The sequence below is a fragment of the Paenibacillus sp. ICGEB2008 genome (assembly GCF_000307675.1).
GTDB classification, from domain to species: Bacteria; Bacillota; Bacilli; order Paenibacillales; family Paenibacillaceae; genus Paenibacillus; species Paenibacillus polymyxa.
Window position 1 is genome coordinate 758240 of the sequence record NZ_AMQU01000007.1, and the last position, 25993, is coordinate 784232.

The 25993-nt window shown below is 45.5% G+C and carries 23 protein-coding genes and 1 tRNA gene; 16 read left to right on the forward strand and 8 right to left on the reverse strand.

The features are described from left to right. The first annotated feature begins 114 nt into the window (after positions 1-114). Positions 115-188, forward strand: a tRNA-Pro gene (locus C400_RS0108155). A gap of 240 nt (positions 189-428) precedes the next feature. On the opposite strand, the gene C400_RS0108160 is transcribed toward C400_RS0108155, so the two are convergent. Further along, positions 429-1700, reverse strand: coding sequence for an MFS transporter (locus C400_RS0108160; protein WP_016820590.1), 1272 nt, complete (start codon positions 1698-1700; stop codon positions 429-431). A 682-nt stretch (positions 1701-2382) separates the two neighbouring features. Between C400_RS0108160 and C400_RS0108165 the strand changes: the two genes are divergently transcribed. The 3 genes from C400_RS0108165 to C400_RS0108175 all read left to right on the forward strand — a co-directional run bounded on the left by C400_RS0108165 (position 2383) and on the right by C400_RS0108175 (position 7253). Then, on the forward strand, positions 2383-5280 hold the full coding sequence (locus C400_RS0108165) for a 2-oxoglutarate dehydrogenase E1 component (RefSeq protein ID WP_016820587.1): 2898 nt from the start codon (positions 2383-2385) through the stop codon (positions 5278-5280). Between the two features lie 5 nt (positions 5281-5285). After that, positions 5286-6581, forward strand: a complete 1296-nt coding sequence (gene odhB / locus C400_RS0108170) for a 2-oxoglutarate dehydrogenase complex dihydrolipoyllysine-residue succinyltransferase (protein ID WP_017426623.1) — start codon at positions 5286-5288, stop codon at positions 6579-6581. Positions 6582-6722: 141 nt separating this feature from the next. Next, positions 6723-7253: a YfiT family bacillithiol transferase gene (locus C400_RS0108175; protein ID WP_017426624.1), complete on the forward strand. Its 531-nt coding sequence runs from the start codon at positions 6723-6725 to the stop codon at positions 7251-7253. A 101-nt stretch (positions 7254-7354) separates the two neighbouring features. On the opposite strand, the gene C400_RS0108180 is transcribed toward C400_RS0108175, so the two are convergent. The 4 genes from C400_RS0108180 to C400_RS0108195 form a co-directional block, all read right to left on the reverse strand. Then, complete coding sequence (locus tag C400_RS0108180; protein WP_017426625.1) at positions 7355-8359, reverse strand: alpha/beta fold hydrolase; 1005 nt, start codon at positions 8357-8359, stop codon at positions 7355-7357. Between the two features lie 25 nt (positions 8360-8384). Next, positions 8385-9359: a type I phosphomannose isomerase catalytic subunit gene (locus C400_RS0108185; protein ID WP_016820580.1), complete on the reverse strand. Its 975-nt coding sequence runs from the start codon at positions 9357-9359 to the stop codon at positions 8385-8387. A 170-nt stretch (positions 9360-9529) separates the two neighbouring features. Continuing rightward, positions 9530-10111: a class I SAM-dependent methyltransferase gene (locus tag C400_RS0108190; protein ID WP_017426626.1), complete on the reverse strand. Its 582-nt coding sequence runs from the start codon at positions 10109-10111 to the stop codon at positions 9530-9532. Then, positions 10112-11065 carry a TIGR01212 family radical SAM protein gene (locus C400_RS0108195; protein WP_013370065.1) on the reverse strand — a complete coding sequence of 318 codons (954 nt, stop codon included), beginning with the start codon at positions 11063-11065 and terminating at the stop codon, positions 10112-10114. Positions 11066-11372: 307 nt separating this feature from the next. On the opposite strand from C400_RS0108195, the gene C400_RS0108200 reads away from it, so the two are divergent. Beyond that, the gene (locus C400_RS0108200; protein ID WP_013370066.1) at positions 11373-11570 is read left to right on the forward strand and encodes a hypothetical protein; all 198 of its coding nucleotides are present in this window, start codon (positions 11373-11375) and stop codon (positions 11568-11570) included. Between the two features lie 104 nt (positions 11571-11674). Further along, a complete protein-coding gene (gene trmB, locus C400_RS0108205) occupies positions 11675-12388 on the forward strand; it encodes a tRNA (guanosine(46)-N7)-methyltransferase TrmB (protein ID WP_016820575.1) in 714 nt (237 codons plus the stop codon). 42 nt (positions 12389-12430) lie between these two features. Here the strand turns inward: trmB and C400_RS0108210 are convergent, their stop codons facing one another. Together C400_RS0108210 and C400_RS0108215 are read right to left on the reverse strand one after the other, a co-directional pair. Then, a complete protein-coding gene (locus C400_RS0108210) occupies positions 12431-13564 on the reverse strand; it encodes an MGDG synthase family glycosyltransferase (RefSeq protein ID WP_404925993.1) in 1134 nt (377 codons plus the stop codon). A 51-nt stretch (positions 13565-13615) separates the two neighbouring features. Continuing rightward, positions 13616-14143: a phosphatase PAP2 family protein gene (locus C400_RS0108215; RefSeq protein WP_013370069.1), complete on the reverse strand. Its 528-nt coding sequence runs from the start codon at positions 14141-14143 to the stop codon at positions 13616-13618. A gap of 600 nt (positions 14144-14743) precedes the next feature. On the opposite strand from C400_RS0108215, the gene C400_RS0108220 reads away from it, so the two are divergent. The 9 genes from C400_RS0108220 (at position 14744) to C400_RS0108260 (ending at position 23159) form a co-directional block, all read left to right on the forward strand. After that, positions 14744-15982 (forward strand): glycosyltransferase family 2 protein, encoded by a 1239-nt coding sequence (locus C400_RS0108220; RefSeq protein ID WP_017426627.1) that lies wholly within the window; start codon positions 14744-14746, stop codon positions 15980-15982. A gap of 320 nt (positions 15983-16302) precedes the next feature. Next, positions 16303-16800 (forward strand): translation initiation factor IF-3, encoded by a 498-nt coding sequence (gene infC, locus C400_RS0108225; protein ID WP_007429515.1) that lies wholly within the window; start codon positions 16303-16305, stop codon positions 16798-16800. 20 nt (positions 16801-16820) lie between these two features. Further along, complete coding sequence (gene rpmI / locus C400_RS0108230; protein WP_007429516.1) at positions 16821-17021, forward strand: 50S ribosomal protein L35; 201 nt, start codon at positions 16821-16823, stop codon at positions 17019-17021. A 53-nt stretch (positions 17022-17074) separates the two neighbouring features. Beyond that, on the forward strand, positions 17075-17434 hold the full coding sequence (gene rplT / locus C400_RS0108235) for a 50S ribosomal protein L20 (RefSeq protein WP_007429517.1): 360 nt from the start codon (positions 17075-17077) through the stop codon (positions 17432-17434). A 368-nt stretch (positions 17435-17802) separates the two neighbouring features. Beyond that, positions 17803-18840, forward strand: coding sequence for a BMP family lipoprotein (locus tag C400_RS0108240; RefSeq protein WP_016820568.1), 1038 nt, complete (start codon positions 17803-17805; stop codon positions 18838-18840). Positions 18841-18977: 137 nt separating this feature from the next. After that, a complete protein-coding gene (locus C400_RS0108245) occupies positions 18978-20516 on the forward strand; it encodes an ABC transporter ATP-binding protein (protein WP_025364391.1) in 1539 nt (512 codons plus the stop codon). Further along, entirely contained in the window at positions 20509-21588 is a 1080-nt protein-coding gene (locus tag C400_RS0108250) for an ABC transporter permease (RefSeq protein ID WP_017426629.1), read from the forward strand. The genes C400_RS0108245 and C400_RS0108250 overlap by 8 nt, the downstream gene beginning before the upstream one ends. Position 21589: 1 nt before the next feature. Next, entirely contained in the window at positions 21590-22549 is a 960-nt protein-coding gene (locus C400_RS0108255) for an ABC transporter permease (RefSeq protein ID WP_010349245.1), read from the forward strand. A gap of 259 nt (positions 22550-22808) precedes the next feature. Next, on the forward strand, positions 22809-23159 hold the full coding sequence (locus C400_RS0108260; RefSeq protein WP_017426630.1) for a hypothetical protein: 351 nt from the start codon (positions 22809-22811) through the stop codon (positions 23157-23159). A gap of 34 nt (positions 23160-23193) precedes the next feature. On the opposite strand, the gene C400_RS0108265 is transcribed toward C400_RS0108260, so the two are convergent. Continuing rightward, positions 23194-23634 (reverse strand): GNAT family N-acetyltransferase, encoded by a 441-nt coding sequence (locus C400_RS0108265; protein WP_017426631.1) that lies wholly within the window; start codon positions 23632-23634, stop codon positions 23194-23196. A 613-nt stretch (positions 23635-24247) separates the two neighbouring features. On the opposite strand from C400_RS0108265, the gene ilvB reads away from it, so the two are divergent. Continuing rightward, entirely contained in the window at positions 24248-25993 is a 1746-nt protein-coding gene (ilvB, locus tag C400_RS0108270; RefSeq protein ID WP_013370079.1) for a biosynthetic-type acetolactate synthase large subunit, read from the forward strand.

A 25993-nucleotide genomic window follows, 5' to 3' on the forward strand; every position in this document is an offset into this window, starting at 1 on the left:
CTCAGATTTTAGTCTATACTTTTTGCGTCACTCAGACTAAATTATGCCTTTACAGGCTTTTATGACCAGATTATAATGGTAAATAACAGCAACGGTTTACATACACTGGTTCATCGGGGTATAGCGCAGCTAGGTAGCGCGCACCCTTGGGGTGGGTGAGGTCGTGGGTTCGAATCCCGCTACTCCGATTATAATCCAAATGTCCTGCAGGTGCGGATAGTGCGCCTGCCGGGCATTTTTTTGTATATTACATACTCTATCAGTCTTTGTCTCTACTGGGTTTTGACGAGATAGTCGTAGACAACAAATGTATGTACTTGTGAAGTATTGAGGGGAGATAGGATGAAGCCACTTCTGCACGGGATTCGGAAGCAAAAGTGGCAAATCAACAATCTCTCAATGCTGCCATTTATGATTTTTTAATTTACCTATAGAGATTCCTGAAGGGTCTTAGAAGAAGTGCTGTAATCAGCATAACGGGGAAGCACAATAGTGTAATATATGCCTACCATAACGGTACAGACCCCTACTAATAAAAACAAAAGCTCAATTGAAATAAATGAAGGAAAGCTTACAGCAATGAAACCTAATGTAAGTGACTGGGACAGCATCATTAACGGATTAATCAAACCTTGCACACGTCCCATCATTTGAGGATCTACAATACGAGGCAGCCATCCTCCTATGCCGATGTTAATGAATGGAAGGATCAGTGCAATGACAAAATTGATAATCAGAAAAGCATAGAGGTGATTAACAAATCCAAGTATGCACATACCTATTCCGGCAACCAGAACTCCGGCTGCAATCATTTGGTGTAGCTTTAGCTTGGCGGAAATGAGCGAAGCGATTAGGGTACCAAGCAACACACCAGCCCCAAAAATAATACCTGTCCAAACCATATACTGCTCATAGTTACCTGGAGCTAGCTTATATTTAAGAATAAACATCGGTAAAACGCTAAAGCCACCATTTAAAATACCGAACATAAAAAAGCCTGAAACCAACCAAAGCAATAGTCTGTTGCGTAATATGTAAAGAAACCCTTGTTTAAAATCGATCATGACCAGTTTGAATTTTAATTGTTTAAATTGATGTGCCCCGTTCGGAAGGCGTACTTCCTTGGGAATTTTGCAGGAACGAATAAGCAGTGCAGAGACAATAAAAGAAACAGCATCAATGAGGATGGCTCCAGTAATTCCAAGGTGCCAGTAGACGACGGCCCCCAAAGTTCCTCCAAATAACATGAAAAGACTCCCCATCATTTGATTGAGGCCTGCGGCAATGGTGTAATCTTCTTCGTTTAATATCCCCTGTATAATGGCACTTTCGGCTGGGAAGAAAAATTTGGAGGCAGCACTACGGATGAAGAGAAGGGCAAATACCAAAGGAATCGAATCGACCCAAATAAAAATAAGTAAGCATAAAGATAAAAAAGCGCTAATCCAGTCACAATTAACAGCAATTTTTTGTCTGTCCATCCGATCTGCCAGCACTCCAACCACGAGAAATACTACCAGCATCGGGAGCGAATACATTAACTCGGCAAGTGTTGCATAGTAAGGCTGATTTGTAAACCGTTTCAACAAATAAAACATGAATGCAGTAACCCCGATAATTCCCCCCATTTGTGAGGCGAAGGTTGCCAGAAAAAACCTGACATAATTCTTGTTTCTGAGTATTTGTTTTAGTCCAGTCACAGTTCCATCCCTTTCGCTTTCAAAGCGGTTTTTAGATGCCTAAGTAAAATAATAGTGAAAAGTAGGAAAATTGTACAGAAAAGTGACTTTAATGTCACTTTAAGTTTGAATTTGCATCGTAACGGCCATCTACCATTTTTAATTTTGCTGTCAACGATAATCATAGTGGGTTGGACTGGAAAGTTGTTTTTAACGTTTGGCGTAGTATGAGAGCAACATAACTTAAATAACCAGCCGTCGGTTGATATCCGGTGGCTGGTTATTTAAGTTGCCAAGTGTTTGATTCCTGAAATTAAATATCATCTCCATTGTGGTTTTGCCCATATTACCGATAACAAGCCTTACGGATAAGTTGTATGTTCTGAAAGCGTTGTTAACTTTTTTTGATTAGGATATCCTTTTATACCACATTCTAATCTTTAAATGATCAAGGCTGCAGAATTACAGAACAACCCGATTCATCTCATTTACGCATGGATATGTTGAGAAAAAGGAAATGCTCATAGCTAGAAAACTTTATACAATGGAAGAGAAATAAGCACTGTGAAATTCGACTTTTGATGATGGATTTCATATAATGTGAACATAGTGTGAATTACTCAAATTAAAGATTTAACAAAACATCAAAATGAAAATGATTTCCGTCCAGCTATGAATTTCAAAATTTGACGGAGGGAACGAGATGACAATGGAAGAGAGCAGCAGACAGGTACCTTGGCAGACGTATTACGGACCTAATCTAGGTTATGTGCAGGACCAGTATGAAAAGTATGTAGCGGACCCCGGAACAGTTGATCCGGCTTACCGCGAGCTGTTTGATCAATGGGGCGAGCCGCCACAATCCGAATATTCGGCTGCTTCCATGATAGACAACAAGTTGCAAGGCCCCCCTACAAGTGCTCTGGGGCACCTTGATTCAAACATATTACAGAAAGCGGTTACAGCGGGCAAAATGGTGTGGAATATCCGTGAATACGGACATTTGGCCGCCCAAATTGACCCACTGGGATTGGATGCAGAGCAGGATACACGTTTGCTTGATCCAGCATCTTACGGTTTAACTGAACAAGACCTGAAGGCTTTTCCAGCCTCTTTAATATGGGATAACGCTCCTGCGGGAACACTGAACGGGTGGGAAGCCATTCAACGGCTACGTGTAGCGTACACAGGACCGATCGCCTATGAATTTAGTCATATTCATAACGAGGAGGAACGTAGCTGGTTGAATAGCTATGCTGAATCCGGTTGGTCCTCCAAGCCGCTCACTACACAGGAACGCAAGTCATTGCTAGGCAGATTGGTAGAAGTAGAACAGTTCGAAGAGTTCTTGCATAAAACATTCGTCGGACAGAAGCGTTTTTCCATCGAGGGTAATGATGTGCTTGTCCCTGTACTCGACGAGATTATTCGTCTAACCACAAATGCAGGAGCAAGTCATGTCCTGATGGGGATGGCGCATCGCGGCCGTCTGAATGTATTGGCACATGTGCTGGGCAAGCCTTACAGCAAAATTTTCTCTGAATTTCATCATTCACCGAATAAGGATCTGATTCCGTCGGAAGGTTCCACGGGAATTAATTACGGCTGGACTGGGGATGTAAAATATCATCTGGGCGCAGACCGTTTTGTAAAAGATGGGGAAGCCGTGCAAGCCCGTCTAACGTTGGCGAACAACCCAAGTCACCTAGAATATGTCAATCCGGTTGTCCAAGGCTTTTCGCGCGCGGCGCAGGAAGACCGCAGTGAAGCAGGCTATCCGAAGTTGGATGTCAGCAAGGCAGCTACCATTATTATGCACGGTGATGCGGCGTTTCCGGGTGAAGGTATCGTAGCCGAATCACTCAATTTCACCAATTTGCGCGGCTTCCGTAATGGCGGTACAGTGCATATTATTGTGAACAATCGTCTGGGTTTTACGACAGAGAGTGTTGATTCACGTTCGACCCGTTATGCTAGCGATCTGGCTAAGGGCTACGAAATTCCGATTGTACACGTGAACGCGGATAATCCCGAGGCTTGTATTGCAGCGGCTCGTATGGCTGGCGAATACCGCAATCGTTTCAAGAAGGATTTTCTGATTGATCTGATTGGTTACCGTCGTTATGGTCACAATGAATCCGATGATCCAGAAACAACACAACCACTAGTGTATCGTAAGGTGAAGAATCATCCGACGGTTAGCAAATTGTATGCTCAAAAGCTGATGAAGCAGGGCATAGTTGATGAAGCATTTAGTACTGCTCTGATTGAGAAGGTGCAAAACCGACTGAAGGAAGCGCATGAGCATGTGAAAAATCAACCAGAAGAGGAACCTGAATTTACAGCTGTGAAGGGGAAAAAAAATCAGAGCTCTCCGGTCCGTACTGCGGTTGAACTGAAAAAGCTGCGCCAAATCAATGAGAACCTGCTCAAATGGCCACAGGCTTTTCATGTATATCCGAAGCTGGAACGAATTTTACAACGTAGAAAAACAGCTCTGAACGAGGGTGAAAAGGTAGATTGGAGCTTGGCGGAGACGCTGGCTTTGGCCACCATTCTAGCAGACGGCAAGCCTATTCGTATGACAGGTCAGGATGCGGAGCGTGCTACTTTTGCTCACCGTAACCTTGTGCTGCATGAGCCCGAAACCGGGCGTACCCATTGCCCGCTGCATACATTGCCGGAAGCGCGTGCTTCGTTCAGTATTCATAACAGTCCATTGTCTGAGGCGTCAGTCCTCGGCTTCGAGTATGGCTATAACGTGTTTTCTCCCGAAACGTTGGTCATTTGGGAAGCGCAATTTGGCGATTTTGCCAACTGTGCGCAGGTTATTTTCGACCAATTCATTTCCGCTGGCCGTGCCAAATGGAGACAGAAATCCAGTCTGGTGATGCTGTTGCCGCATGGTAGCGAAGGACAAGGACCTGAGCATACGAGTGCACGTCTGGAGCGTTTCCTCCAGCTGTCTGCACAAAATAACTGGACTGTCGCCAATTTGAGTAGCGCCTCACAGTATTTTCATCTGCTGCGCCGTCAGGCTGCATTAAGCGAAAGTGAGGAAGCTCGCCCGCTGGTGATGATGTCGCCGAAGAGCCTGATTCGCAACAATCGTGTTGCTTCGCCTGCTTCTGAATTCAGTGAGGGAACATTCCGTCCTGTGTTGGAGCAACCTGGTCTGGGATCGCGTCCAGATCGGGTAGAGCGCATTGTATTGTGCAGTGGCAAGATTGCCATTGATCTGGAGGAAGCGTTGGAGAAAGATAAGAACGGGAATGAGGCAGAAGAGCACTTGCATATTATTCGTGTGGAGCAGCTCTATCCTTTCCCGGCAGAGGAAATTCGGAATATTTTCAATCGCTTCCCACATGTGAAGGAGTTCGTATGGGCTCAGGAAGAACCTAAAAATATGGGAGCCTGGAGTTATATGGAGCCTCGTCTGCGAGAGGTTGTGCCACAGGGAGCGGAAATTCGCTACGCAGGCAGACCGGATCGTTCCAGCCCGGCGAGTGGTTATCAGCAAGTACACAGCCTAGAACAACAGCGAATTATTCAATCGGCGTTGAAGCAGGATTCCAAAAACAATATTACACTGGGGAGGTAGCGGCTGTGAGCGACATTATAGTGCCAGCAATGGGAGAATCCATCACGGAAGGGACAATCTCCAAATGGCTTGTGAAGGAAGGAGATTCCGTAGGACAGGGAGATGTTCTACTGGAGCTGGAAACGGATAAGGTTAATCTGGAAATTAGTGCGGAAGAAGCAGGTGTGGTTCAGAAAATCCTTCGTCAGGAGGGGGATACTGTGGTTATCGGTGAAGCTGTTGGCTTGATCGGAAGCGGCAGTGGCGCGGAAGCAACCGGTGCCGGAGAAGCCGCAGCGACCCAAGCGCCTGAAGCGCCGTCCGTAGCAACTTCACCAACTTCCGTAGAAAGCAGCGGTAAGGCAGTAGAAAAGTCTGCGCCGCCAGTTCCCTCCAATAGTGACGGAAATGGTCAGACGGCATCACCATCCGCTCGGAAGCTGGCGCGTGAGCGCGGGATTAATCTGGAGCAGGTACAGGGAAAGGACCCGCTTGGACGTGTGTTCCAGGAGGACGTAAAAACGCATAATGGTGCTGAAGTATCACGTACAGCATCTGTACCTGCGCCTCCCGTTGCCAGCAAGCCTGTGTCACCGTCTCCAGCTCAAACAGAGTACAGCAAGCCTGTGGAGCGGCAGCGGATGTCCCGTCGGAGAGCGACGATTGCCAAGCGTCTTGTTGAAGCACAGCAAACAGCCGCCATGCTTACTACTTTTAATGAAGTGGATATGACCGCTATTCTTGATGTGCGTAAACGCCGTAAAGATAAGTTTAAGGAGAAACACGATGTAGGGTTGGGTTTTATGTCCTTCTTTACGAAGGCAGTGGTTGGCGCGCTCAAGCGCTTCCCTACTGTGAATGCAGAAATCAATGGCGATGATATCGTACTGAAAAAATACTATGATATTGGGATTGCTGTATCTGCTAAGGAAGGTTTGGTCGTTCCCGTTGTCCGGGATGCGGATCGTCTTGGTTTTGCTGAAATTGAGAAGAGCATTGCCGATTTGGCTAGCAAAGCTCGTTCCAATTCACTTTCTCTGGCAGACTTGCAAGGAGGAACCTTTACTATAACCAATGGAGGTATTTTCGGTTCCCTGCTGTCTACGCCAATTCTGAATACACCGCAAGTGGGTATTTTGGGAATGCATAAAATCCAACTTCGCCCGATTGCCATCGACGAGGAACGCATGGAAAATCGTCCAATGATGTATATCGCCTTGTCCTATGACCACCGTATTATTGATGGCAGCGAGGCGGTCCGGTTCCTGGTAACGGTCAAAGAATTGCTGGAAGATCCCGAATCATTGTTGCTGGAAGGATAAAAATAAATTAGGCGAGTGTATTTCCTCTGTACGTGCATGACAAAAGCAGACTCTTGCGGGTCTGCTTTTTTTCCTGCATAGTACTAACATAAGGCTATAGGCATTGCAGACATTCAGATATAGAGAAGGGCGGGAATTGTTTTGGACAAAGACTTGCGCTACCCGATTGGACCGTTCGTGGTTCCAGATACCATTACAGAAGAACAGCTGATCACATGGATCGACGACATTGCTGAATTGCCTGGACAACTGCGTCAGGCGGTCGAAGGACTGAATGAGCAACAGCTAAATACGCCTTATCGCGAAGGAGGATGGACAATTCGACAGGTTGTTCATCATTTGGCAGACAGCCATATGAACAGTTATATCCGTTTTAAGCTGGCGCTGACCGAGGATACACCGACAATCAAACCCTATGATGAGAGGCGTTGGGCTGAAATACCAGACGCTAGAGAGCTTCCTCTGGAACCTTCGTTGCAATTGCTGGAAGGACTTCATGAACGGTGGGTGACTATGTTGCGTTCGTTAGGAGAAGATCAGCTACACCGAACATTTATTCATCCTGAATCGGGCCAGACGATCCGTCTGGAACGAAACATTGGCATCTATGCCTGGCATGGCAAACATCACACAGCTCATATTACTTCCCTGAAAGAACGAAATGCATGGTAATTAACTCAAAAATGATGTCCTGATGAAATATAAAGGAATACAAAAGAAACCTTTAAAGCCACTTTTATCGTGCTTTAAAGGTTTCTTTTGCTTATTCCTCACTAGGATGATGACTTGGGCGAAGCTGATAAAGAGGGCGCTTCGGAGGCTCCAGACAAAACCGAAACAGAGGTTGCTCCTGTGTTAATATGACGGTCGAGCCAGTCCACGATGTCACTCATTACCTCGTTACGATTGGTTTCATGCAACATCTCATGGCGACCGTCAGGATAAAGGCGATACTCCACGTCTTGAAGCTTCAGGCTTCGATACATATCCACTAGCGACAACACACCTTTTCCAAACAAGCCCACCGGATCACGATCCCCGGCAAAAATATAAACGGGCAGTTTTGGATTAATGTTTTGCAGCGAGGAAGGCCAGTGGATTTCTTGTAAAAGCCTGAAAAAATCGAGGAAAAAGCCTGTCGTGCAAATAGCTCCGCATAATGGGTCGTGCACGAACTGATCTACTTCCTCAGGATCACGGGACAGCCAGTCGAACGCTGTGCGCACCGGACGAAAGGCACGGTTAAAGCCGCCAAAGACCATAGCGTTGAGCAGCATACTGCGATGATCCATTCCTTGCAGTTTGGCTTGCAGCAGGGCAACCTGCTCTCCGAGTTTCAGCAGACTACGTCGTCCGTTGGTCCCTGATAAAATAAACCCGTGATACGACTGCTGATCATCATACATAATTTTCTGGGTTAAAAAGGACCCCATGCTGTGACCCAGTAAAAAACGAGATTGATCAGGGAATTCCTTGGCCGCAATTTCGCCTAGCTCCAGCATGCCTTTTGCCATTCGATTGAATGCATTGGCTCCCGGCATACCGAGCTTATCAGGATCACCAGCTGTGCGTCCGTGGCCGATATGATCGTTGGCATACACACCGTAGCCAGAAGCGGTAAGTTTTTCGGCCAGCCGAAGGTAGCGGTAGGACGTCTCACACATGCCATGCGAAACTTGAACGATTCCCTTGACGGGAACATTCTGCTCGGGTAGCCATCGGTAAGCAAAAAGCTCTGTTCCGTCATCTTCAGCGATGGTGAAGGTGTATTCCCGCATGATTAGACATCACATCCTTTAAGCTTTAAGGAAGATAAGATCTAAGTACGGTCATTCCGTCATTCAGCGTGTAACCGCCCAGATTGGCAGGGAGCAGAAAGCAATCTCCAGCTTTACAGGAAAGAGACTCCGTATTATTGTTCCATGTTATGGTTCCACTGCCTTCGCAAATTACAAGGATAGTGAAGCTGTCTTCCGTTGTAGAAAGTGTCCAACTTCCCTCTACGATACCCTTTTCCACAACAAAATACTCACAGGATGCCAGTTGGAGCCATTCTCCAGGCTGCAAGCCGTCCGTTTTCATCGTTGTTGCACCTGCACCTTCGTAAGAAGTTACATTAAGGGAGTCCTCGATGTGCAACTCACGAGGTTTGCCGTCCAGACCGGGGCGATTGTAGTCATATAAGCGATAGGTTGTATCCGAATTTTGCTGAATTTCAGCAACCACAACACCTGCACACAGTGCATGCACGGTTCCAGCGGGGATGAAGAATGTATCGCCTGCTTCAACTGGAACCTGACGCAAACTGCCCATGATATCTCCGCTTTCAAGAGCTGTACGCAGACTTTCACGGGTTACACCTTCGGTCAGACCATAAATAATTTTGGCATCCGGCTTGGCATCAAGCACGTACCACATTTCGGTTTTTCCTAATTCTCCAGCTGGAAGTCCAGCGTAATCATCCGTCGGATGGACCTGAACGGATAAGTCATCGTTGCAATCCAGTAGCTTGATCAAAAGTGGAAAACGTCCGCCTTTTTTCGATACGCCCTTTGCCCCAAGCCAATCCTGTCCGTAGGTCTGGCGGATTTCATCCAGTCCTTTTCCAGCCAGCTCGCCATTGATAACCGTTGTTGTTCCATTTGGATGATCAGCAATCATCCATCCTTCACCAATATGTCCTTCTGGTGGGGTCAGACCAAATTGTTCTAAGGCTCGTCCACCCCAAACTCTCTCTTTGAACTCAGGTTGAAATTGCAGCGGGTATGGCTTTAGCATGATTTCTCTCCTCCATAATGAGTAATGAGTACGATCTAACAGAATGAGGCAATCAAAACGTGCCGCTGGGCAATAGACCAGGATGAATAGACCCATATGGCGCTAAAAATATATGTAAGGCGGCTAAGAAAGTCGCTCATTACCAAATATGCGAGTTTAACAACCCGACGTTATTTCTTTTCAACCGCGACTACGTAAGGCGAAGCGTCTCGTTGTAATTGACGGTAAATAATGCTTTGACCGCTGGAGACTGGGAGGGCAGAAGCCCATTGAAGGACCGCTTCCGCTTCTTCCCTGCCTCCGGCGTGTCCTGGATATAATACGGCAGTCAAAATACCGCGCGGGCGCAGCAAATGCAAGGCAGCTTCAAGTGCGACGAGCGTGCTGTCTGTATGTGTGATGACCGTAAGATCGGCGCCTTCGGACGGCAAGTAGCCAAGGTTAAACATGGCCGCAGCCACTTTACCATGCAGCAGGTCTGGAACGGCCTCCCGCATGTGCTCATGGCCTTGCAGCAATAGTGACACTTCCGCTAATGAAGGGGAGGTATCTTCTTCCAGCCGACGACGGGCGTAATCCAAAGCTGCCTGCTGGATATCGAAGCCATAGACGCGGCCTCGTTTGCCAGCAGCTTTAGCCAGAAACAACGTATCTGCTCCTGTGCCGACGGTGGCGTCTACGGCAGTATCGCCTGGCTGCACCCGCGCAGCTACTAATTGATGAGCATAGCTCAGAACAGACAGGAATCCCATTTAAGACTTCCTCCAGTATTTTCCCTGCCACGTTTCACGTGATTTTAGTTCATTATCAATGCCGTTGAGCACTTCCCATTTTTTAAGCGACCACATGGGCCCCATCAGTAAATCACGTGGTGCATCTCCGGTCAACCGATGAACGATCATTTCAGGGGGTAAAAACTCCAGGGTATCTACAATGAGCTTAATGTACTCGTCCTTTTCCAGAAAGCGTAGCAATCCGGCTTCGTACTGCTTGACCATTGGCGTTTTACGCATGAGATGCAGGAGATGGATTTTGATGCCCTGCACATCCATAGCAGCTACTGCACGTCCTGTATCGAGCATCATTTCATGCGTCTCCTGCGGTAGACCATAAATGATATGGGCGCACACACGGATATTCCGCTTACGTAGCTTTTCTACAGCATCCAGATAGCACTGAGTATCATGAGCACGATTAATCAGCTCAGAGGTCGATTCATGAACGGTTTGCAGGCCCATTTCGACCCACAGGTACGTGCGTTCGTTCAGCTCGGCTAGATAATCGACTACATCATCAGGCAGGCAATCGGGACGTGTAGCGATGGACAGACCGACAACACCGGGCTGTTCCAAAATAACCTCGAAATATTCTCGTAGTTCCTCAACCGGGGCATACGTATTGGTGTAGGCTTGAAAATAGCCAATATATTTAGCATTGGGCCATTTTAAATGCTGGCGATCCCGAATCGTATTGAACTGGGTGACCAAATCATCGCGGCGACGTCCGGCAAAATCACCTGAGCCGCGTGCACTACAAAAGGTACAACCCCCTTTGGCAATGGATCCATCGCGATTTGGACAAGTAAAACCCGCATCTAGCATGACTTTAAACACTTTATTTTGAAATTGCTCGCGCATTTCGTAATTCCATGTATGGAACCGTTTATCTCCCCACAGGAGAGGAGCAGGCAACAAATCTGTTTTCATGGGAGGACTCCTTTTTTTACGATCACCCTATTGTAACAAAATTCAATCTTAAATGGGAATCACTTGACCAAGAAAGTCATTAAAAAGTGCGGATTTTATCGCTTTCCGGATTGAAAAAGGTTACACAATATGTTATATTGTAAGCGGTACCAGACATATGATAAAAGGACTGTTTTTAATCCTGAAGATAAAAACTTATCAGCCGCTAATGATTATTCTTCAGGGAGACAGCTATGCTGTTTCTATCGCCTGCTTTAGGGGAAGTGCACGTCGGTTCCATCACAAATAACCCGTGAGGTGATCTTTTATGAATACGCAGGATAAGACGCGTATGGATAAAGTTACTGTTGAGTTAACCTTTGATGAGGCGTTAGCATTGACTGGTGTCCGTTTTGGGCAGGATCGTCAGATTGGAACGGCTGCACGTCAAAAAATCAGAGCCGCTTGCCAAAAGACAATTGATTTTTCACCTGCTGATGGGGTAGACTATGAACAATTAAACTAGTTGGACCCCAATCCAAATATATTGAAAAAGGAATTTCATTTCCGTATCTTCAAGCGGGGGTGGAATTCCTTTTTCCTTGATAACAGAGCATATGGAGGAGTAACATGCGTTTACGCGGAAGAAAAGGAATACGTGAAAGTCTGGAAGAACAGCAAGATCTGGTCATCTTGGAGCCATCACAGTATAAGGGGAATTGGCAGCAGCTTTTTGGTAATGATCGCCCCATTCATGTGGAATTTGGTATGGGTAAAGGGCAATTTATAAGCCAAATGAGCTACCGAAATCCAGAGGTTAACTATATCGGATTTGATATGTATGATGAGCTGGTTCGCCGTGCTACGGAAAAGTCCCGCCTGGCCTGGAGTGATTCAGAGGTTGTTACACCGCCCAATATCAAATTGGCACTGGCAAACATCGAACAGATCGAGAATGTTTTCGAACCAGGGGAAGTAGAACGCATTTATCTGAATTTTAGCGATCCCTGGCCTAAAGCCAAGCATGCTCGCCGTCGTTTGACGCATCCGCGTTTTTTGGACAAGTATCGTCAGCTTTTGAATAGCAGAGGACAAATTCATTTTAAGACGGATTCGGAGACATTGTTTGAGTTTTCTCTGAATTCATTCGCTGACAGCGGTCTGCAAATGACGAATATTTCGTTAAACCTTCATCGTGATGGAATCAATGAGGAGCATGTCATGACGGAATATGAACAAAAGTTCATGGGTAAAGGTATGAATATTCATCGCGTCGAGGTGCTGATTGGTAAAGACGCTTTGGAAGAGTACGGAAAAACACGGCTTGAAAAATACGGAAAGTAAAGCAGAAAACTAAATAAAGTAAACAAGACAGGGTGCTTCCTTTTAGGAAAGCACCCTGTTTGGTTCCAGTATATCCAAAATACTCTGTGCGCTCTGAAGAGGATAATATCGCGCTATATTATGAATGTGCTCCTGTCGCTTGCGAACGATTTCTGGAAAATCGTATAGCAGTCGGTTCATCCATTTAACGACAACATCCAGCGAAGTAATCGGTTCTCCGAAGCCTTGAGCCGTAAAATACTGACAATTTTCCTCCTCCTGTCCAGGGAGAGGCTTGTGAAACAGCATCGGAATCCCTTTGGCCAACCCCTCGGTGCATGTCATTCCGCCGGGTTTGGTAATGAGCAAATTCGATACTTCCATTAATTTGTCGATTTCCCGTGTGAATCCGAAAATATGAATATTTGGATGATTAAACCGGGGATCTAGCTCCATTTTACGACGAATTTTATCATTATGCCCCAAACAAAAAATAAATTGAATCTTTTCTCTCCAATCGGTAAGTGAACGATGTATAAATTCGTCATTCATCAGGCCCCAGCCGCCGCCCATAACAAGTACTGTCGGGATGGGTTTAAGTCCAAATTGTTCTCTGATTTCATCGTGCCCTGGATGTTCCCAAAAATTGGGATGCACCGGAATGCCGGTCACCTGGATTTTTGATACGGGTACTCCACGCGCGCGCAGCTTACGCATGACTTCAGGAGTAGATACAAAGTACCGGTCAACCTCAGGACTAATCCATGTTCCATGTGCATCGTAGTCTGTTATGACGGTACACAGCGGGACATGTAGACCTAAGCGCTTCAAACGTGAAATGACCGCGCTTGGGATGGGGTGAGTACATACCACCAAATCGGGACGAAGCTGCCGAAGAATATTTCGGGTCTGTGTGTAGAACAGACGGTGCAAAGCGAGCGTTGTAAGACGGTTTAATGATTTTTTGTATTGATGACGGTAAACCAATCCGACTAGGCGAGGCTGCGATACAACAGTCTTCTTGTATGCTGTAATAATGAGCGGGGCCATTCTCGGATTCAAAAAGCTCCCCAGCTCCAGCACTCTTGTCTGCACATCCGGAGAAAGCTTCCGCAAGCTGCTTGAGAGCGCGTAGGCAGCTTGAGTATGTCCGGCACCGAAACCTTCCGATAATAATAACACTCGTTTTTTAGCCACTCTCATTTCACCTGTTCCTGCTGGGATGTTCTCAATCATACCATATCGGCTTTAAGGCCAGAATGCAACCGTTCCTATTGCTGCAGACGTTCCGATGACTGCTCCTGCAAGTACATCCGTGGGATAGTGAAGCCCCAGATAAATTCGAGAAAAACCTACAATTATCGCTACAGGCAACAGCAACAGTGCTAGCATGGGTGACTGCAGCATAAAAGGAACGGTAGCCGAAAAAATTGCGGTCGTGTGTCCTGAGGGAAAAGAATGATCCGACAGGGGATTGCGAAATGTATTCGTACCTGGTAACGCCAAGTACGGACGTATCCGCGGATACAGCTTTTTAACGATAGCCACGGGGATGTGACTGACCGCAAGAGCGATAGCTCCTTTCATGCCGGAATCTTTCCATGGATACGGAGCGAGCCACCAGATAAGAAGCGTAGAGGCTATAGTAAAGGTAGCGCCGCCTAAATGTGTGAGATAGTACAGCCAAAAGTTCAAAAAACGGTTGTGTAAGCGCCCGTTGATCCATTTGAACAATCGCTGCTCCAGATTTACAAGTTTTACGACTAGACGTTGCATTTGGTTTCCTCCGGTTGCCGGTTCAGGTCTGTCGGCAAATATTTTGAATCAATTTGACAGAATCAGATCTAAGTAATTATTCTCTTGCTCTCATCATATTTTTAAACGCTGTTCATTTCAAGAATCACCACTTATCTGGTTCAATTCTACACAAAAATGTTAATGGAATATAAGCAGTATTGTATAACTTTCTTTGCGTTCATCCGTCTAATAAGATAGAGTGATTAGAAGTGGTTGCTAATTGGCCCACAAAAAGGAGGGACCAAAGAAATAAAAAGTTAGCAAATGGATGAAAATAAGACCTAAGCGTCATGAATGAAAGGTCCAGCGCCGCATTCTCGGTTCAAACGGGAATTTGTCGTGTTTTTTTGCTGCTGAGACCCGTTTAGGGGCTTTGACAAAAGATTGAAAACCAACGAAAATCGTAATGGCATTCCTGTGTCAGCCAAAAGGGGGCTGCGCAGAGCCGAAAGAAGAAAGCAAGGGTCGGGTCAAAACTACAGAAAAGGCGCACAAAGCGCCGCAACTTGCGCTACACAGATAGAAAACAGACAAACGCAAGATTTTTAAAGGGGTATAAAAAGGGGGTAACAAGAGATCATGTTAGACGCTATTTTTGTGACGCTCCAGATTATACTGGCGTTGATCGCAGTCTATCAGTTTGCATTCTCCTTGTTCGGATTGGTTCGCAAGAAAAGGAAAGAGCAGGCGGCTCCAGAAAAATCATTTGCCATTTTAGTCGCTGCCCACAATGAAGAACAAGTTGTCGGAGCATTGATGGAAAATCTAAAGCAGCTTGACTATCCAAAGGAACTGTACGACGTATTCGTAATCTGTGATAACTGCACAGATAAGACAGCGGACATTGTTCGTGCTCACGGCATGAATGCATGTGAACGTACGAATCCGAATTTGCGTGGTAAAGGCTATGCTATTGAGTGGATGCTCAAGGAGCTATGGGCTATGCCGCGTCAATATGATGCCATTGTCATGTTTGATGCTGACAATTTGGCGCATACCAATTTCTTGAGCGAAATGAACAATGACTTGTGCTCAGGCGCCCGTGTTATCCAGGGATACATTGATACTAAGAATCCTGAGGACTCTTGGATCACAGCCGCATACGGGGTATCTTATTGGTACATCAACCGTTTGTGGCAGTTGTCACGTCACAACCTGAATATGGCTAATTTCCTCGGTGGTACAGGCATGTGCTTTGAAACAAATCTGCTCAAGGAAATGGGCTGGGGTGCAACAAGTCTGGTAGAGGATTTGGAATTCACTATGCGTTGTACACAACGCAACGTATATCCAAGATTTAATTACGATGCCAAGGTTTATGATGAGAAGCCGTTGACGTTCAAAGCTTCGTCCAGACAGCGTCTGCGCTGGATGCAAGGTCACTTTACGGTTGCTCGTCGTTATTTCTTCCCATTGTTGTGGCAGAGTATCAAGCATAGAAGCCTGATTAAATTCGATATGGCTCTTTATGGTCTAAACGTGTATATCGTACTGTTTACCTTCTTGATGACAGTAGCGATGTGGGTAGATATTGCATTATTTGGTGGACCCAATATTGAAAATATCTACGTACAATTCCCTGCTTGGACCGGTTTTGTGGCTGTGGGGCTGAATATTGTTACCTTTTTGATCGCGATGATCTTGGAAAAGGTCACGTTCAAAAAAGTATATTTGTACTTGCTGCTGTTCCCGGTCTATCTGATTTCGTGGTATCCGATTACGTTCTATGCGTTCTTTACACAGAACAACAAGCAATGGAGCCACACCCAGCATACGCGTGTCGTTCGTCTGGAAGAGGTTCAGAGCAAGCAAGGTTAATGGACGATAAAGTAAAACTTTGTGTCCTACAGAGGCTGGGCTTCAACTGTTTTTATAAAAGTGTTGACGACTCAGTAGTAACATGATATGATATTTGAGTATGTTAATTGAAAAGTATGGATTAACAAGTAGAAGGACCGACTTCTCACCTGTCCGGTATTGCCGGCTGGTCATGATCCAATGATTTGTGAATTGAACTTTCATGATGAATTGAGTATCAGACAGGGATGTCGGCTGCATAGTCGTCATCCCTTTTTTGTGCTTAAACACAATACAACAATAACAGGTTCTGGAGGTGGAGGGTTATTAGTAAGGAACATATGATCAATGATGAGATTCGAGTGAGAGAAGTACGTCTAGTTGGTGCAAACGGGGAACAAATCGGGATTAAACCGACTCGTGAAGCTTTGCAAATGGCGATTGACGCAAACTTGGATCTCGTGAACGTGGCGCCTCAAGCGAAGCCGCCCGTGTGTCGGATTATGGATTACGGAAAATTCCGCTATGAGCAACAAAAGAAAGAAAAGGAAGCCCGTAAAAACCAGAAGATCGTTGACATCAAAGAGGTATGGTTCCGTTCCAACATCGAGGAACATGACTACCAAACCAAGTTTCGCAATGTGGTGAAGTTCCTGAATGAAGGGGACAAGGTGAAATGCTCTGTTCGTTTCCGTGGTCGTGAAATTACCCATGCTAATGTGGGTCAAAAAATTCTCGAACGTGTGAAAACGGAAGTTGCTGATCTTTGTACCGTGGAGCGCCAACCCAAGCTCGAAGGACGCAGCATGATTATGATATTGGCTCCAAAGAGTCAATGACAAATTAAGGAGGAAGTTCAATGCCAAAAATGAAAACACATAGCAGCCTTAAAGGCCGCTTCAAAATTACCGGTACTGGTAAAGTGACGCGTTACAAAGCTTACAGAAACCACTTGCTTTCCCACAAATCCAAACGTGCAAAACGCGTTCTGGGTACTAACCCTGAGATGGCACCTGGGGACGTTAGACGTTTGAAACAAGGTCTTGCTAACCTGAAATAGCATTAAGCACGGCAATAAATAAAGTATAAACATTATTTGGGAGGTCTTTTGATATGGCAAGAGTAAAGGGCGGATTCGTCGTTCGTCGTCGTCATAAAAAAGTATTGAAGCTTGCTAAAGGTTATTTTGGTTCCAAACACCGCATTTTTAAAACAGCTAACGAGCAGGTAATGAAATCGCTTGTTTACGCATACCGTGACCGTCGTCAGACGAAACGTAACTTCCGCAGACTGTGGATCGTGCGTATCAACGCAGCAGCTCGTTTGAATGGTTTGTCTTACAGCAAATTGATGCACGGTCTGAAATTGGCTGGTGTAGACATTAACCGTAAAATCTTGGCTGATCTTGCAGTCAATGATATTAATGCATTCAACTCTTTGGCAACTGTTGCTAAAGGTAAAATCAACGCTTAATTAAGGCGTGAAAACCACGGAAGTGGTAACAAAGGTGTCCCGAGCAGTACGCTGTGTAGGGACGCCTTTTTTTTGTACATACTTAACATTAAAAAAGACTTCATTTTCTTCAAAATACGAATAAATATGACGTATGATGATAGAATGTATGGTTTTTTTAACTTTGTAACGCTTACATTTTTAGAATTCTAAAAAAAATTGACCCAAGGTTATTAATTGTCTAGATTTTAGCCGATCATAATTGTATAATCTCTAAAGTAAGTCTTCTGTACGATCTGTCTCGTCAGTAAATGACATGAAAATGAAATACATTTTCTAAAGAAAAGAGACAGTCCAGGGATCTAACACTAAGGGGGAACAGTATCAGCATGAAGAAATTGTTTAGTATGTCTTTGGTTATGCTGCTGGCGATCTCGGTCATTCTCGCAGGCTGCGGTAACAAAAATCAAGGTGCTTCCAACGCAAATGGTGGAGAAGCAGGCGGTTCTGCCAAAACATCAAATGTCCAACTTGGCATGGTTACAGATGTGGGCGGAGTAAACGACAAATCGTTTAACCAATCTGCTTGGGAGGCACTTCAAGCTATTGAGAAAGAATCAGGCGTTAAAGTTAAATACTTGCAAAGTAAATCCGACCAAGATTATATTCCTAACCTGAACCAATTCGTTAAAGGTGATTTTAACCTGACTTGGGGTATCGGTTTTAATCTGGCGAATGCGATTGGACAAGTAGCAAAAGACAATCCGAACAAAAATTTGGCGATCATTGACAGTGTTGTGGATGCGCCTAATGTCAAATCGGTTGTATTTGCTGAAAATGAAGGTTCCTTCCTGGTAGGGGTTGTAGCTGGTAAGCTTACTAAAACAAACAAAATTGGTTTTGTGGGTGGACAAGACAGCCCGTTGATCAAACGTTTTGAAAAAGGGTTTGAAGCAGGGATTAAGGCTGTAAATCCAAAAGCACAACTGATTGTGAACTATACGGGTGCGTTTGATAAGCCGGATTTAGGTAAAGCTGCAGCAGCAACGATCTACAACGATGGTGCAGATATTATTTTCCATGCAGCTGGCGGATCAGGAACAGGCGTATTTAACGAAGCACTTGCACGTAAGCAGCAAGGTCAGCAAGTATGGGTTATCGGCGTAGATAAAGACCAATCCCTTGAGTTTGGTGATGAAGTAACATTAACGTCGATGGTAAAACGCGTAGATGAAGCAGTAAAACGCGTATCCCAAGAAGTAATTGACGGTAAGTTTAAGGGCGGTGTCGAAACACTGGCTCTGAAGGATAACGGAATTGGTTTGGCAGATACATCTACGAAAAACGTTCCTAAAGACGTGCTTGATCTTGTAGAACAATACAAGCAAAAAATCATTAAAGGCGAAATTACAGTTCCTTCGAAATAAGTTAGGTGAAGAACATAAAGGTGGCGACAAGGCTGGTTCATAAGACTAGCCTTGTTCTTACGTCTGGAGTTATAAGATTATAACGGTCAAAATCAGCTCATTGGAGCACATACTATAAAGTGTATAAGGGTGATCTCATGGATGCAGCGACCCCCGTCGTTGAGTTAAAGCAAATTACAAAACGATTCCCCGGCATCGTTGCCAACGACTCCATCAGCATCAAGCTGCATAAAGGAGAAATTCACGCCCTTTTGGGTGAGAATGGCGCGGGCAAATCTACGCTTATGAATATTCTTTTCGGACTGTATCAGCCGGATGAAGGGACCATTGAAATGGGAGGGAACCCCGTACAGATTGATAGTCCAAATAAGGCAATTGATCTGGGGATCGGCATGGTGCATCAGCATTTTAAGCTCGTACAGCCGTTTACCGTAACCGAAAATATTGTCCTTGGGTCGGAGCCACGTAAGGGTCTGAAAATCAATTATAAAAAGGCTGCCGCAGAAGTACAGCGGTTGTCTGAACAATACGGACTTCAGGTAAATCCGAATGCCAAAATTGAGGATATATCTGTTGGTATGCAACAGCGTGTGGAAATTATCAAAACGCTTTATCGCGGTGCAGATATTCTAATTTTTGATGAGCCAACAGCGGTGCTGACACCACAGGAAATCTCTGAGTTGCTGGACATTATGAAGCGCTTAGTAGCTGAAGGCAAATCAATCATTCTTATCACTCATAAACTCAAAGAAATTATGCAAATTGCAGATACGGTTACGATTATTCGCCGAGGTAAAGTTATTGACACGGTCAAAACATCTGAAACAACACCAAATGAGTTGGCGGAGAAAATGGTGGGCCGTCGTGTGTCCTTTAAAGTGGATAAGAAGCTTGCTCAACCAGGACAAACTGTACTGGAAATGAACAAAGTAATTTCTAAAAACAAGGATGGCATTCATGTTCTGAATGAATTGAACCTGCAGGTCAAGGCCGGCGAGATTTTGGGGATTGCCGGAGTAGACGGCAATGGACAGAGTGAGCTAATAGAAGCTTTGACAGGCTTGCGCAAGGTGGATAGTGGAAGTATCCGTTTGCTCGGAACAGAACTGGCAAATCAGCCACCGCGCAAAATTTCAGAGGCAGGCGTTTCACATATACCGGAGGATCGCCATAAGCATGGGTTGGTGCTCGATTTTTCCATGAGTGAAAATATGGTGCTGGAGACGTATTATCAGGCGCCTTACAGTAAAAACGGCTTCTTGAACAAGGACGCTATAGAAAAACAGGCAAAAAGTCTTATTGAGAAGTTTGATGTTAGAACACCAGATATTCATACCAAGGCAAGATCGCTATCTGGTGGAAATCAGCAAAAGGCAATCATAGCGCGTGAAATTGATAAAAACCCAGACCTTCTCATTGCGGCGCAGCCTACACGCGGGCTGGATGTTGGAGCTATTGAATTTGTCCAGAAGCAACTGATTGCTCAGCGGGATCAAGGTAAAGCGGTACTGCTCATTTCTTTTGAGCTGGACGAGATTATGAATGTATCCGATCGAATTGCTGTTATTTATGAGGGTAAGATTGTCGGGGAAGTGCTGCCTGAAGAAACGAATGACCAGGAACTGGGGCTAATGATGGCAGGAAGTGCAGTGAAGAAAGGAGTAGAGAATGGCTAACCTATTGAGAATATTCACAAAAGACTCCTTTGTTCTGGCTCTGGTCTCTATTATTCTAGGCCTCATTCTGGGTGCTATCGTGATGTTGATTGGCGGGTATGATCCTATTGTGGCTTATTCCGCTTTGTTTAGCCGTGTGTACGGAGATTCCTACAATTTTGGCGAAGCGATCCGTGAGATGACACCGTTGATTTTAACAGGCTTGGCATTTGCTTTTGCGGCCCGTGCCGGGTTGTTTAACATCGGTGGCGAAGGTCAGTTTTTGGTCGGTATGACAGCTGCTTCGATTGTAGGTATCAAACTTCATGGGCTGCCTGCTATCCTTCATGCACCGCTGGCTGTGATCGCAGGAGCTGTTTTCGGAGGCTTGTGGGCTGCGATTGCTGGCTATTTGAAGGCCAAGCGAGGCGTGAACGAAGTTATTACATGTATTATGATGAACTGGATCGGTCTGTATTTGGCTAATTTGGTAATTAATCAGTTCGCACTTATGGAAGGTGAAAATCGCTCTGTGGATATCCAACCTTCCGCTTCTATTTCCATTGACTGGTTGTCCCAGATGATGGGGAATGCTCGAGTTCATTGGGGCACAGTTATTGCTGTGCTGGCGGCAGTGTTTTTCTATATTTTCATGTGGAAAACAAAGCAGGGCTATGAGCTTCGCGCTGTCGGATTTAATCAGGATGCATCCCGCTATGCAGGTATGAATGTAAATCGTAATATCATAAAAGCGATGTTTATTAGTGGTGTTTTTGCCGGATTGGCTGGTGCCTTTGAGGTGCTGGGGGTTTTCCATTATCAATCTGTCATGGCAGGATCACCAGGAACCGGCTTTGACGGTATCGCTGTGTCTTTGATCGGGATGAATAATCCGTTCGGTGTGTTGCTCGGTTCTGTTTTGTTCGGAACGCTCACGTATGGTTCTGCGGGGATGAGCTTTAGCGCGGATGTACCGCCAGAAATTATCCGGGTAGTTATTGGCTCGATTATTTTCTTCATTGCGGCCCAAGGTATTGTGCGTTGGGTTGTGAAGCCGCTCTACTCCAAGCGGAAGAAAGAGAAGGTGTTGTAAAATGAGTTGGTTAACACTTGGTGAATTAATCCATACAACGCTCGTTTTTGCGACGGCGATTATTTTTGCGTCTCTTGGCGGAGTTTTTTCGGAAAAATCCGGTGTAACGAATCTTGGACTGGAAGGTCTTATGGTGTTTGGCGCGTTTGCGGCAGGTGTGGGCGGATTTTATGCTGAGCAAGCAGGATTAGGTGGCACCTCTGCGGCTTGGGTAGGTGTGCTGTCAGCTGCGGTGTTCGGTATTCTGGTTTCGCTAATTCATGCTGTAGCCTCTATTACATTCAAGGCTGATCAGGTAATCAGCGGGATTGTCATTAACTTCTTGGCAGCAGGTAGTACACTGTACATGGTTAAGCTGTTATTTGAGGGTGATGGGGACACCGGCCGAATTCAAGGCTTTAACGAGATATCCATTCCTTATCTTGTGGATATTCCGATTGCAGGAAAAGCATTCTTCCAAGCCTATCCAACGACATATCTAGCTATTCTATTAGTTATTATCGGCTACTTTACTTTGTATAAAACTCCGTTTGGCTTGCGTTTGCGTTCAGTAGGGGAGCATCCGGGTGCAGCCGATACCGTGGGGATCAAAGTCAATCGCCTTCGTTACATCGGTGTTATGATTAGTGGTGCGTTGGCTGGGATTGGTGGAGCTACGATCACTTTGACTACAACCAATATGTTCTCACATAATACCGTTTCAGGGCAGGGCTATATTGCTATTGCGGCTATGATTTTCGGTAAATGGAATCCGCTCGGTGCTTTTGGAGCGGCAGTGTTTTTCGGTTTTTCACAAGCCATTCGCAACTATGTGCAGTTGTTTGCATGGTCGCAAAGTATTCCCCAGGAAATTATTTTTATGTTGCCGTATCTCCTGACAATTATTGTGCTGGTAGCGGCAGTTGGACGTTCACGCGCTCCGGCCGCTTTGGGTCAACTGTATGATCCAAGCAAGCGTTAATGACTCATAGACAACTGAATGTTTTTAAATACACATATTGGTGTATATGAAAATCTGGTATCTGCATGTGCAGGTACCAGATTTTTTTTACATTGTGCAGGCATTTAAACATACGCTTATGGCTTGAATGGAATAGACTGTGCTATGCAGATTGGACGGACGCTCGGCCCCTGTCAGCTCCAGTCTATTTTGTGGTGGTGGTGAGCTATCAAGGAGCCGTTCAATCTGTCCATCCGTTGAGAAAGAAGGAGGAAATACGATGAAACAGGCAGTAACCAGAAAGCAGGTGGAGAAGCTTGTCGGCAAAGTCATCTTCGCTACACGTAAGGATGGCTCTCGGGTCAGTGGCAAGCTGATTCGCATTTCGGGTAACCGACTGATTCTCCAACCAAACCGTAAGAAAAAAGTAAACACGAAAGCGATTATTCCTCTGGTGCTTTTTGATTTGCTGGCCATTGGCACAGCTCCATACGTGGGTGCCTACGGTGGCTACGGTCCAGGTTATGGAGGACCAGGTTATGGAGGTCCAGGATATGGTCCGCAATATGGACCGTACACAGACGGGGGCTACCCCGGGGTAGGCAATCCTTTTTACCCTAACTTTTTTTAGTTTTACAAAATCCTGAGCCCGAAAACCATACTTTTCACAGTGACTTTTCGAGTTCGTGACATCGGCTTAGAGCCACGTATCGTAGCATATGATATTGATGACGTAGATAAAAATGGATCCCTCGCACATTGTCTTCGTCCACCATCACTTTAGCCCGCTTGCAACGTCGCAATCGGGCATATTGCTCGGCATACTCCAGCAACTTTTTTCCGTATCTTTTACCTTGCTGAGCCGAAGAGATTGCGATCAAATCAATGTATAATAGTTCTCCATGCAGCATAACATGAATGAAGCCAACAACCTGTGCATTATCCGGTCTGCAAGCTACAAAAGTGATGCCCCGGTTTAAGCGCCGGGGTAATTCTTTACGTATTTGATCCATTTCTTGGGCACTTAAATGCGATAGAGGGACAAGCTCTTGCTCGATTAGACGAAAGATCATGTTGTCATCTTGGGCGCATCGTTTGCGAATCATAAACGGGCCTCCTTTTTTACCCTTTTAACAAGATATGTCATGGCTTCGGAGGAGTACAAAGTCTCACTGTGCGGTCTTTTTTATCATATGCGGGCACCTCTTACAAGCGTGCGACTCAAAGGTGCTTAAGAAGAGAAACATAAATTTTTATGAAATATGGGTATTGACTATCCCAGATGGGGGACATATAATGTGTCTAAACATTTGAAAGAATGACATGAACACAACGGCAATGAAGAGGACGAAGTGATTAGGGCTCTTTTGTTCAGAGAGTGAGGCATTAGCTGCAAGCTTCACCAAAATCCCTTTTTAACGAGCTCACCTTGGAGCTGTTTTCCTGAAAAGTATTTGGGCCCAATGATATTAACGGTGCGCTGAATCGCCTATTAGGGAAAATCGTACGGTCTACGTTACAGACGTCAGATATGGAGATCCTTTGTGATTTCTGTACCTACTAAGGTTCGATATTGCAAAATATCGGGCAAACACGGGTGGTACCACGGAAGCTACAGCCTTTCGTCCCTCAGTAACAGCAAGTCTGTTCTAGGGATGAAAGGTTTTTTTGTTTTCACAAATGTCAGCTGTATGTAAATTTTGTAAAGGAGGATGACCAATGAGTGCACAAATTCCTGAAGTTAGGTCAACCGATGAATTACGTCAAAAGTGGATGAAGCCTGAGGTGATTACAGGTTCGGAAATTTTACTCCGTAGCCTTTTGCTGGAGGGAGTAGAGTGTGTCTTTGGATATCCAGGTGGTGCAGTGCTTTATATCTATGATGCCATGTACGGCTTCAAGGATTTCAAGCATGTCCTCACTCGTCATGAGCAGGGAGCTATTCATGCGGCAGATGGTTATGCACGGGCAAGCGGTAAAGTTGGTGTCTGTATCGCGACTTCCGGACCTGGAGCGACAAACCTGGTAACTGGCATAGCGACAGCTTATATGGATTCGGTGCCGTTGGTGGTCATCACGGGTAATGTTGTATCTTCCCTGATCGGTACAGATGCTTTCCAGGAAGCTGATATCACGGGAATTACAATGCCGATTACGAAACACAGCTATCTGGTGAGAGATGTAGAGGATCTGCCGCGAATCATCCATGAGGCATTTCATATTGCCAATACAGGTAGAAAAGGACCAGTACTGATTGATATTCCGAAGGATGTCTCCGCAGCCCAGACGTTGTTTGTTCCACAGACGGAACCTGTGACCATGCGGGGTTACAACCCGAATGTGTTGCCCAACAAAATTCAACTAGACAAGCTGACTCAAGCTATCGCCGAAGCAGAACGTCCATTCATTCTGGCAGGTGGAGGAGTTGTATACTCCGGTGGACATGAAGCACTTTACGAATTTGTTCGTAAAACGGAAATTCCGATTGCAACAACATTGCTTGGTTTGGGAGGATTCCCAAGTGGACATGAGCTCTGGACAGGGATGCCGGGAATGCACGGAACATACACTTCCAATCAGGCGATTCAACAGTCGGATTTGCTGATCTGTATTGGTGCCCGCTTTGATGATCGGGTGACAGGCAAGTTGGATGGATTTGCTCCTCAAGCCAAAATTGTACACATTGATATCGATCCTGCTGAAATCGGAAAAAATGTTGCCGCGGATATTCCAATCGTAGGCGACGTGAAGGCAGTATTGGAATTGCTGAATCAGGATGTGAAACGCGCGGATCTGGCAGATGCATGGAGAGCGCAAATTCAGCAATGGAAAGCTGCGAAACCTTTTTCTTATAAGGATTCTGAAACGGTGCTTAAACCACAATGGGTTATTGAATTGTTGGATAAAACGACCAAGGGCGGAGCAATCGTTACGACGGACGTAGGACAGCATCAAATGTGGGCAGCACAGTATTACAAATTCAATCAGCCACGTTCATGGGTCACCTCCGGTGGACTGGGTACGATGGGATTTGGTTTCCCTTCTGCCATCGGCGCTCAGATGGCCAATCCTGACAGATTGGTAATATCGATTAACGGAGACGGCGGCATGCAGATGTGTTCGCAGGAATTAGCCATCTGTGCAATCAATAACATTCCGGTCAAAATCGTAATCATCAACAACCAGGTACTTGGAATGGTTCGCCAATGGCAGGAATTGATCTATAACAATCGGTACAGTCACATTGACCTGGCTGGAAGCCCGGATTTTGTGAAACTGGCCGAAGCATACGGTGTCAAAGGACTGCGTGCTACGAATAAGGAAGAAGCACGTCGGGCTTGGCAGGAGGCGCTTGATACACCCGGACCGGTCGTTGTCGAGTTTGTAGTCAGCAAGGAAGAGAATGTATATCCGATGGTGACGCAAGGTTCGACAATTGATCAAATGCTGATGGGGGACGAGTAA

What these genes read in the sequence shown, in the direction of transcription:
- C400_RS0108165 (WP_016820587.1), top strand. Translation starts at nt 2,383, where the DNA reads ATGACAATGGAAGAGAGCAGCAGACAGGTACCTTGGCAGACGTATTAC.
- C400_RS0108180 (WP_017426625.1), bottom strand. Translation starts at nt 8,359, where the DNA reads ATGCGGGAATACACCTTCACCATCGCTGAAGATGACGGAACAGAGCTT.
- C400_RS0108185 (WP_016820580.1), bottom strand. Translation starts at nt 9,359, where the DNA reads ATGCTAAAGCCATACCCGCTGCAATTTCAACCTGAGTTCAAAGAGAGA.
- C400_RS0108190 (WP_017426626.1), bottom strand. Translation starts at nt 10,111, where the DNA reads ATGGGATTCCTGTCTGTTCTGAGCTATGCTCATCAATTAGTAGCTGCG.
- C400_RS0108195 (WP_013370065.1), bottom strand. Translation starts at nt 11,065, where the DNA reads ATGAAAACAGATTTGTTGCCTGCTCCTCTCCTGTGGGGAGATAAACGG.
- C400_RS0108200 (WP_013370066.1), top strand. Translation starts at nt 11,373, where the DNA reads ATGAATACGCAGGATAAGACGCGTATGGATAAAGTTACTGTTGAGTTA.
- trmB (WP_016820575.1), top strand. Translation starts at nt 11,675, where the DNA reads ATGCGTTTACGCGGAAGAAAAGGAATACGTGAAAGTCTGGAAGAACAG.
- C400_RS0108215 (WP_013370069.1), bottom strand. Translation starts at nt 14,143, where the DNA reads ATGCAACGTCTAGTCGTAAAACTTGTAAATCTGGAGCAGCGATTGTTC.
- C400_RS0108220 (WP_017426627.1), top strand. Translation starts at nt 14,744, where the DNA reads ATGTTAGACGCTATTTTTGTGACGCTCCAGATTATACTGGCGTTGATC.
- infC (WP_007429515.1), top strand. Translation starts at nt 16,303, where the DNA reads ATGATCAATGATGAGATTCGAGTGAGAGAAGTACGTCTAGTTGGTGCA.
- rpmI (WP_007429516.1), top strand. Translation starts at nt 16,821, where the DNA reads ATGCCAAAAATGAAAACACATAGCAGCCTTAAAGGCCGCTTCAAAATT.
- rplT (WP_007429517.1), top strand. Translation starts at nt 17,075, where the DNA reads ATGGCAAGAGTAAAGGGCGGATTCGTCGTTCGTCGTCGTCATAAAAAA.
- C400_RS0108240 (WP_016820568.1), top strand. Translation starts at nt 17,803, where the DNA reads ATGAAGAAATTGTTTAGTATGTCTTTGGTTATGCTGCTGGCGATCTCG.
- C400_RS0108245 (WP_025364391.1), top strand. Translation starts at nt 18,978, where the DNA reads ATGGATGCAGCGACCCCCGTCGTTGAGTTAAAGCAAATTACAAAACGA.
- C400_RS0108250 (WP_017426629.1), top strand. Translation starts at nt 20,509, where the DNA reads ATGGCTAACCTATTGAGAATATTCACAAAAGACTCCTTTGTTCTGGCT.
- C400_RS0108255 (WP_010349245.1), top strand. Translation starts at nt 21,590, where the DNA reads ATGAGTTGGTTAACACTTGGTGAATTAATCCATACAACGCTCGTTTTT.
- C400_RS0108260 (WP_017426630.1), top strand. Translation starts at nt 22,809, where the DNA reads ATGAAACAGGCAGTAACCAGAAAGCAGGTGGAGAAGCTTGTCGGCAAA.
- C400_RS0108265 (WP_017426631.1), bottom strand. Translation starts at nt 23,634, where the DNA reads ATGATTCGCAAACGATGCGCCCAAGATGACAACATGATCTTTCGTCTA.
- ilvB (WP_013370079.1), top strand. Translation starts at nt 24,248, where the DNA reads ATGAGTGCACAAATTCCTGAAGTTAGGTCAACCGATGAATTACGTCAA.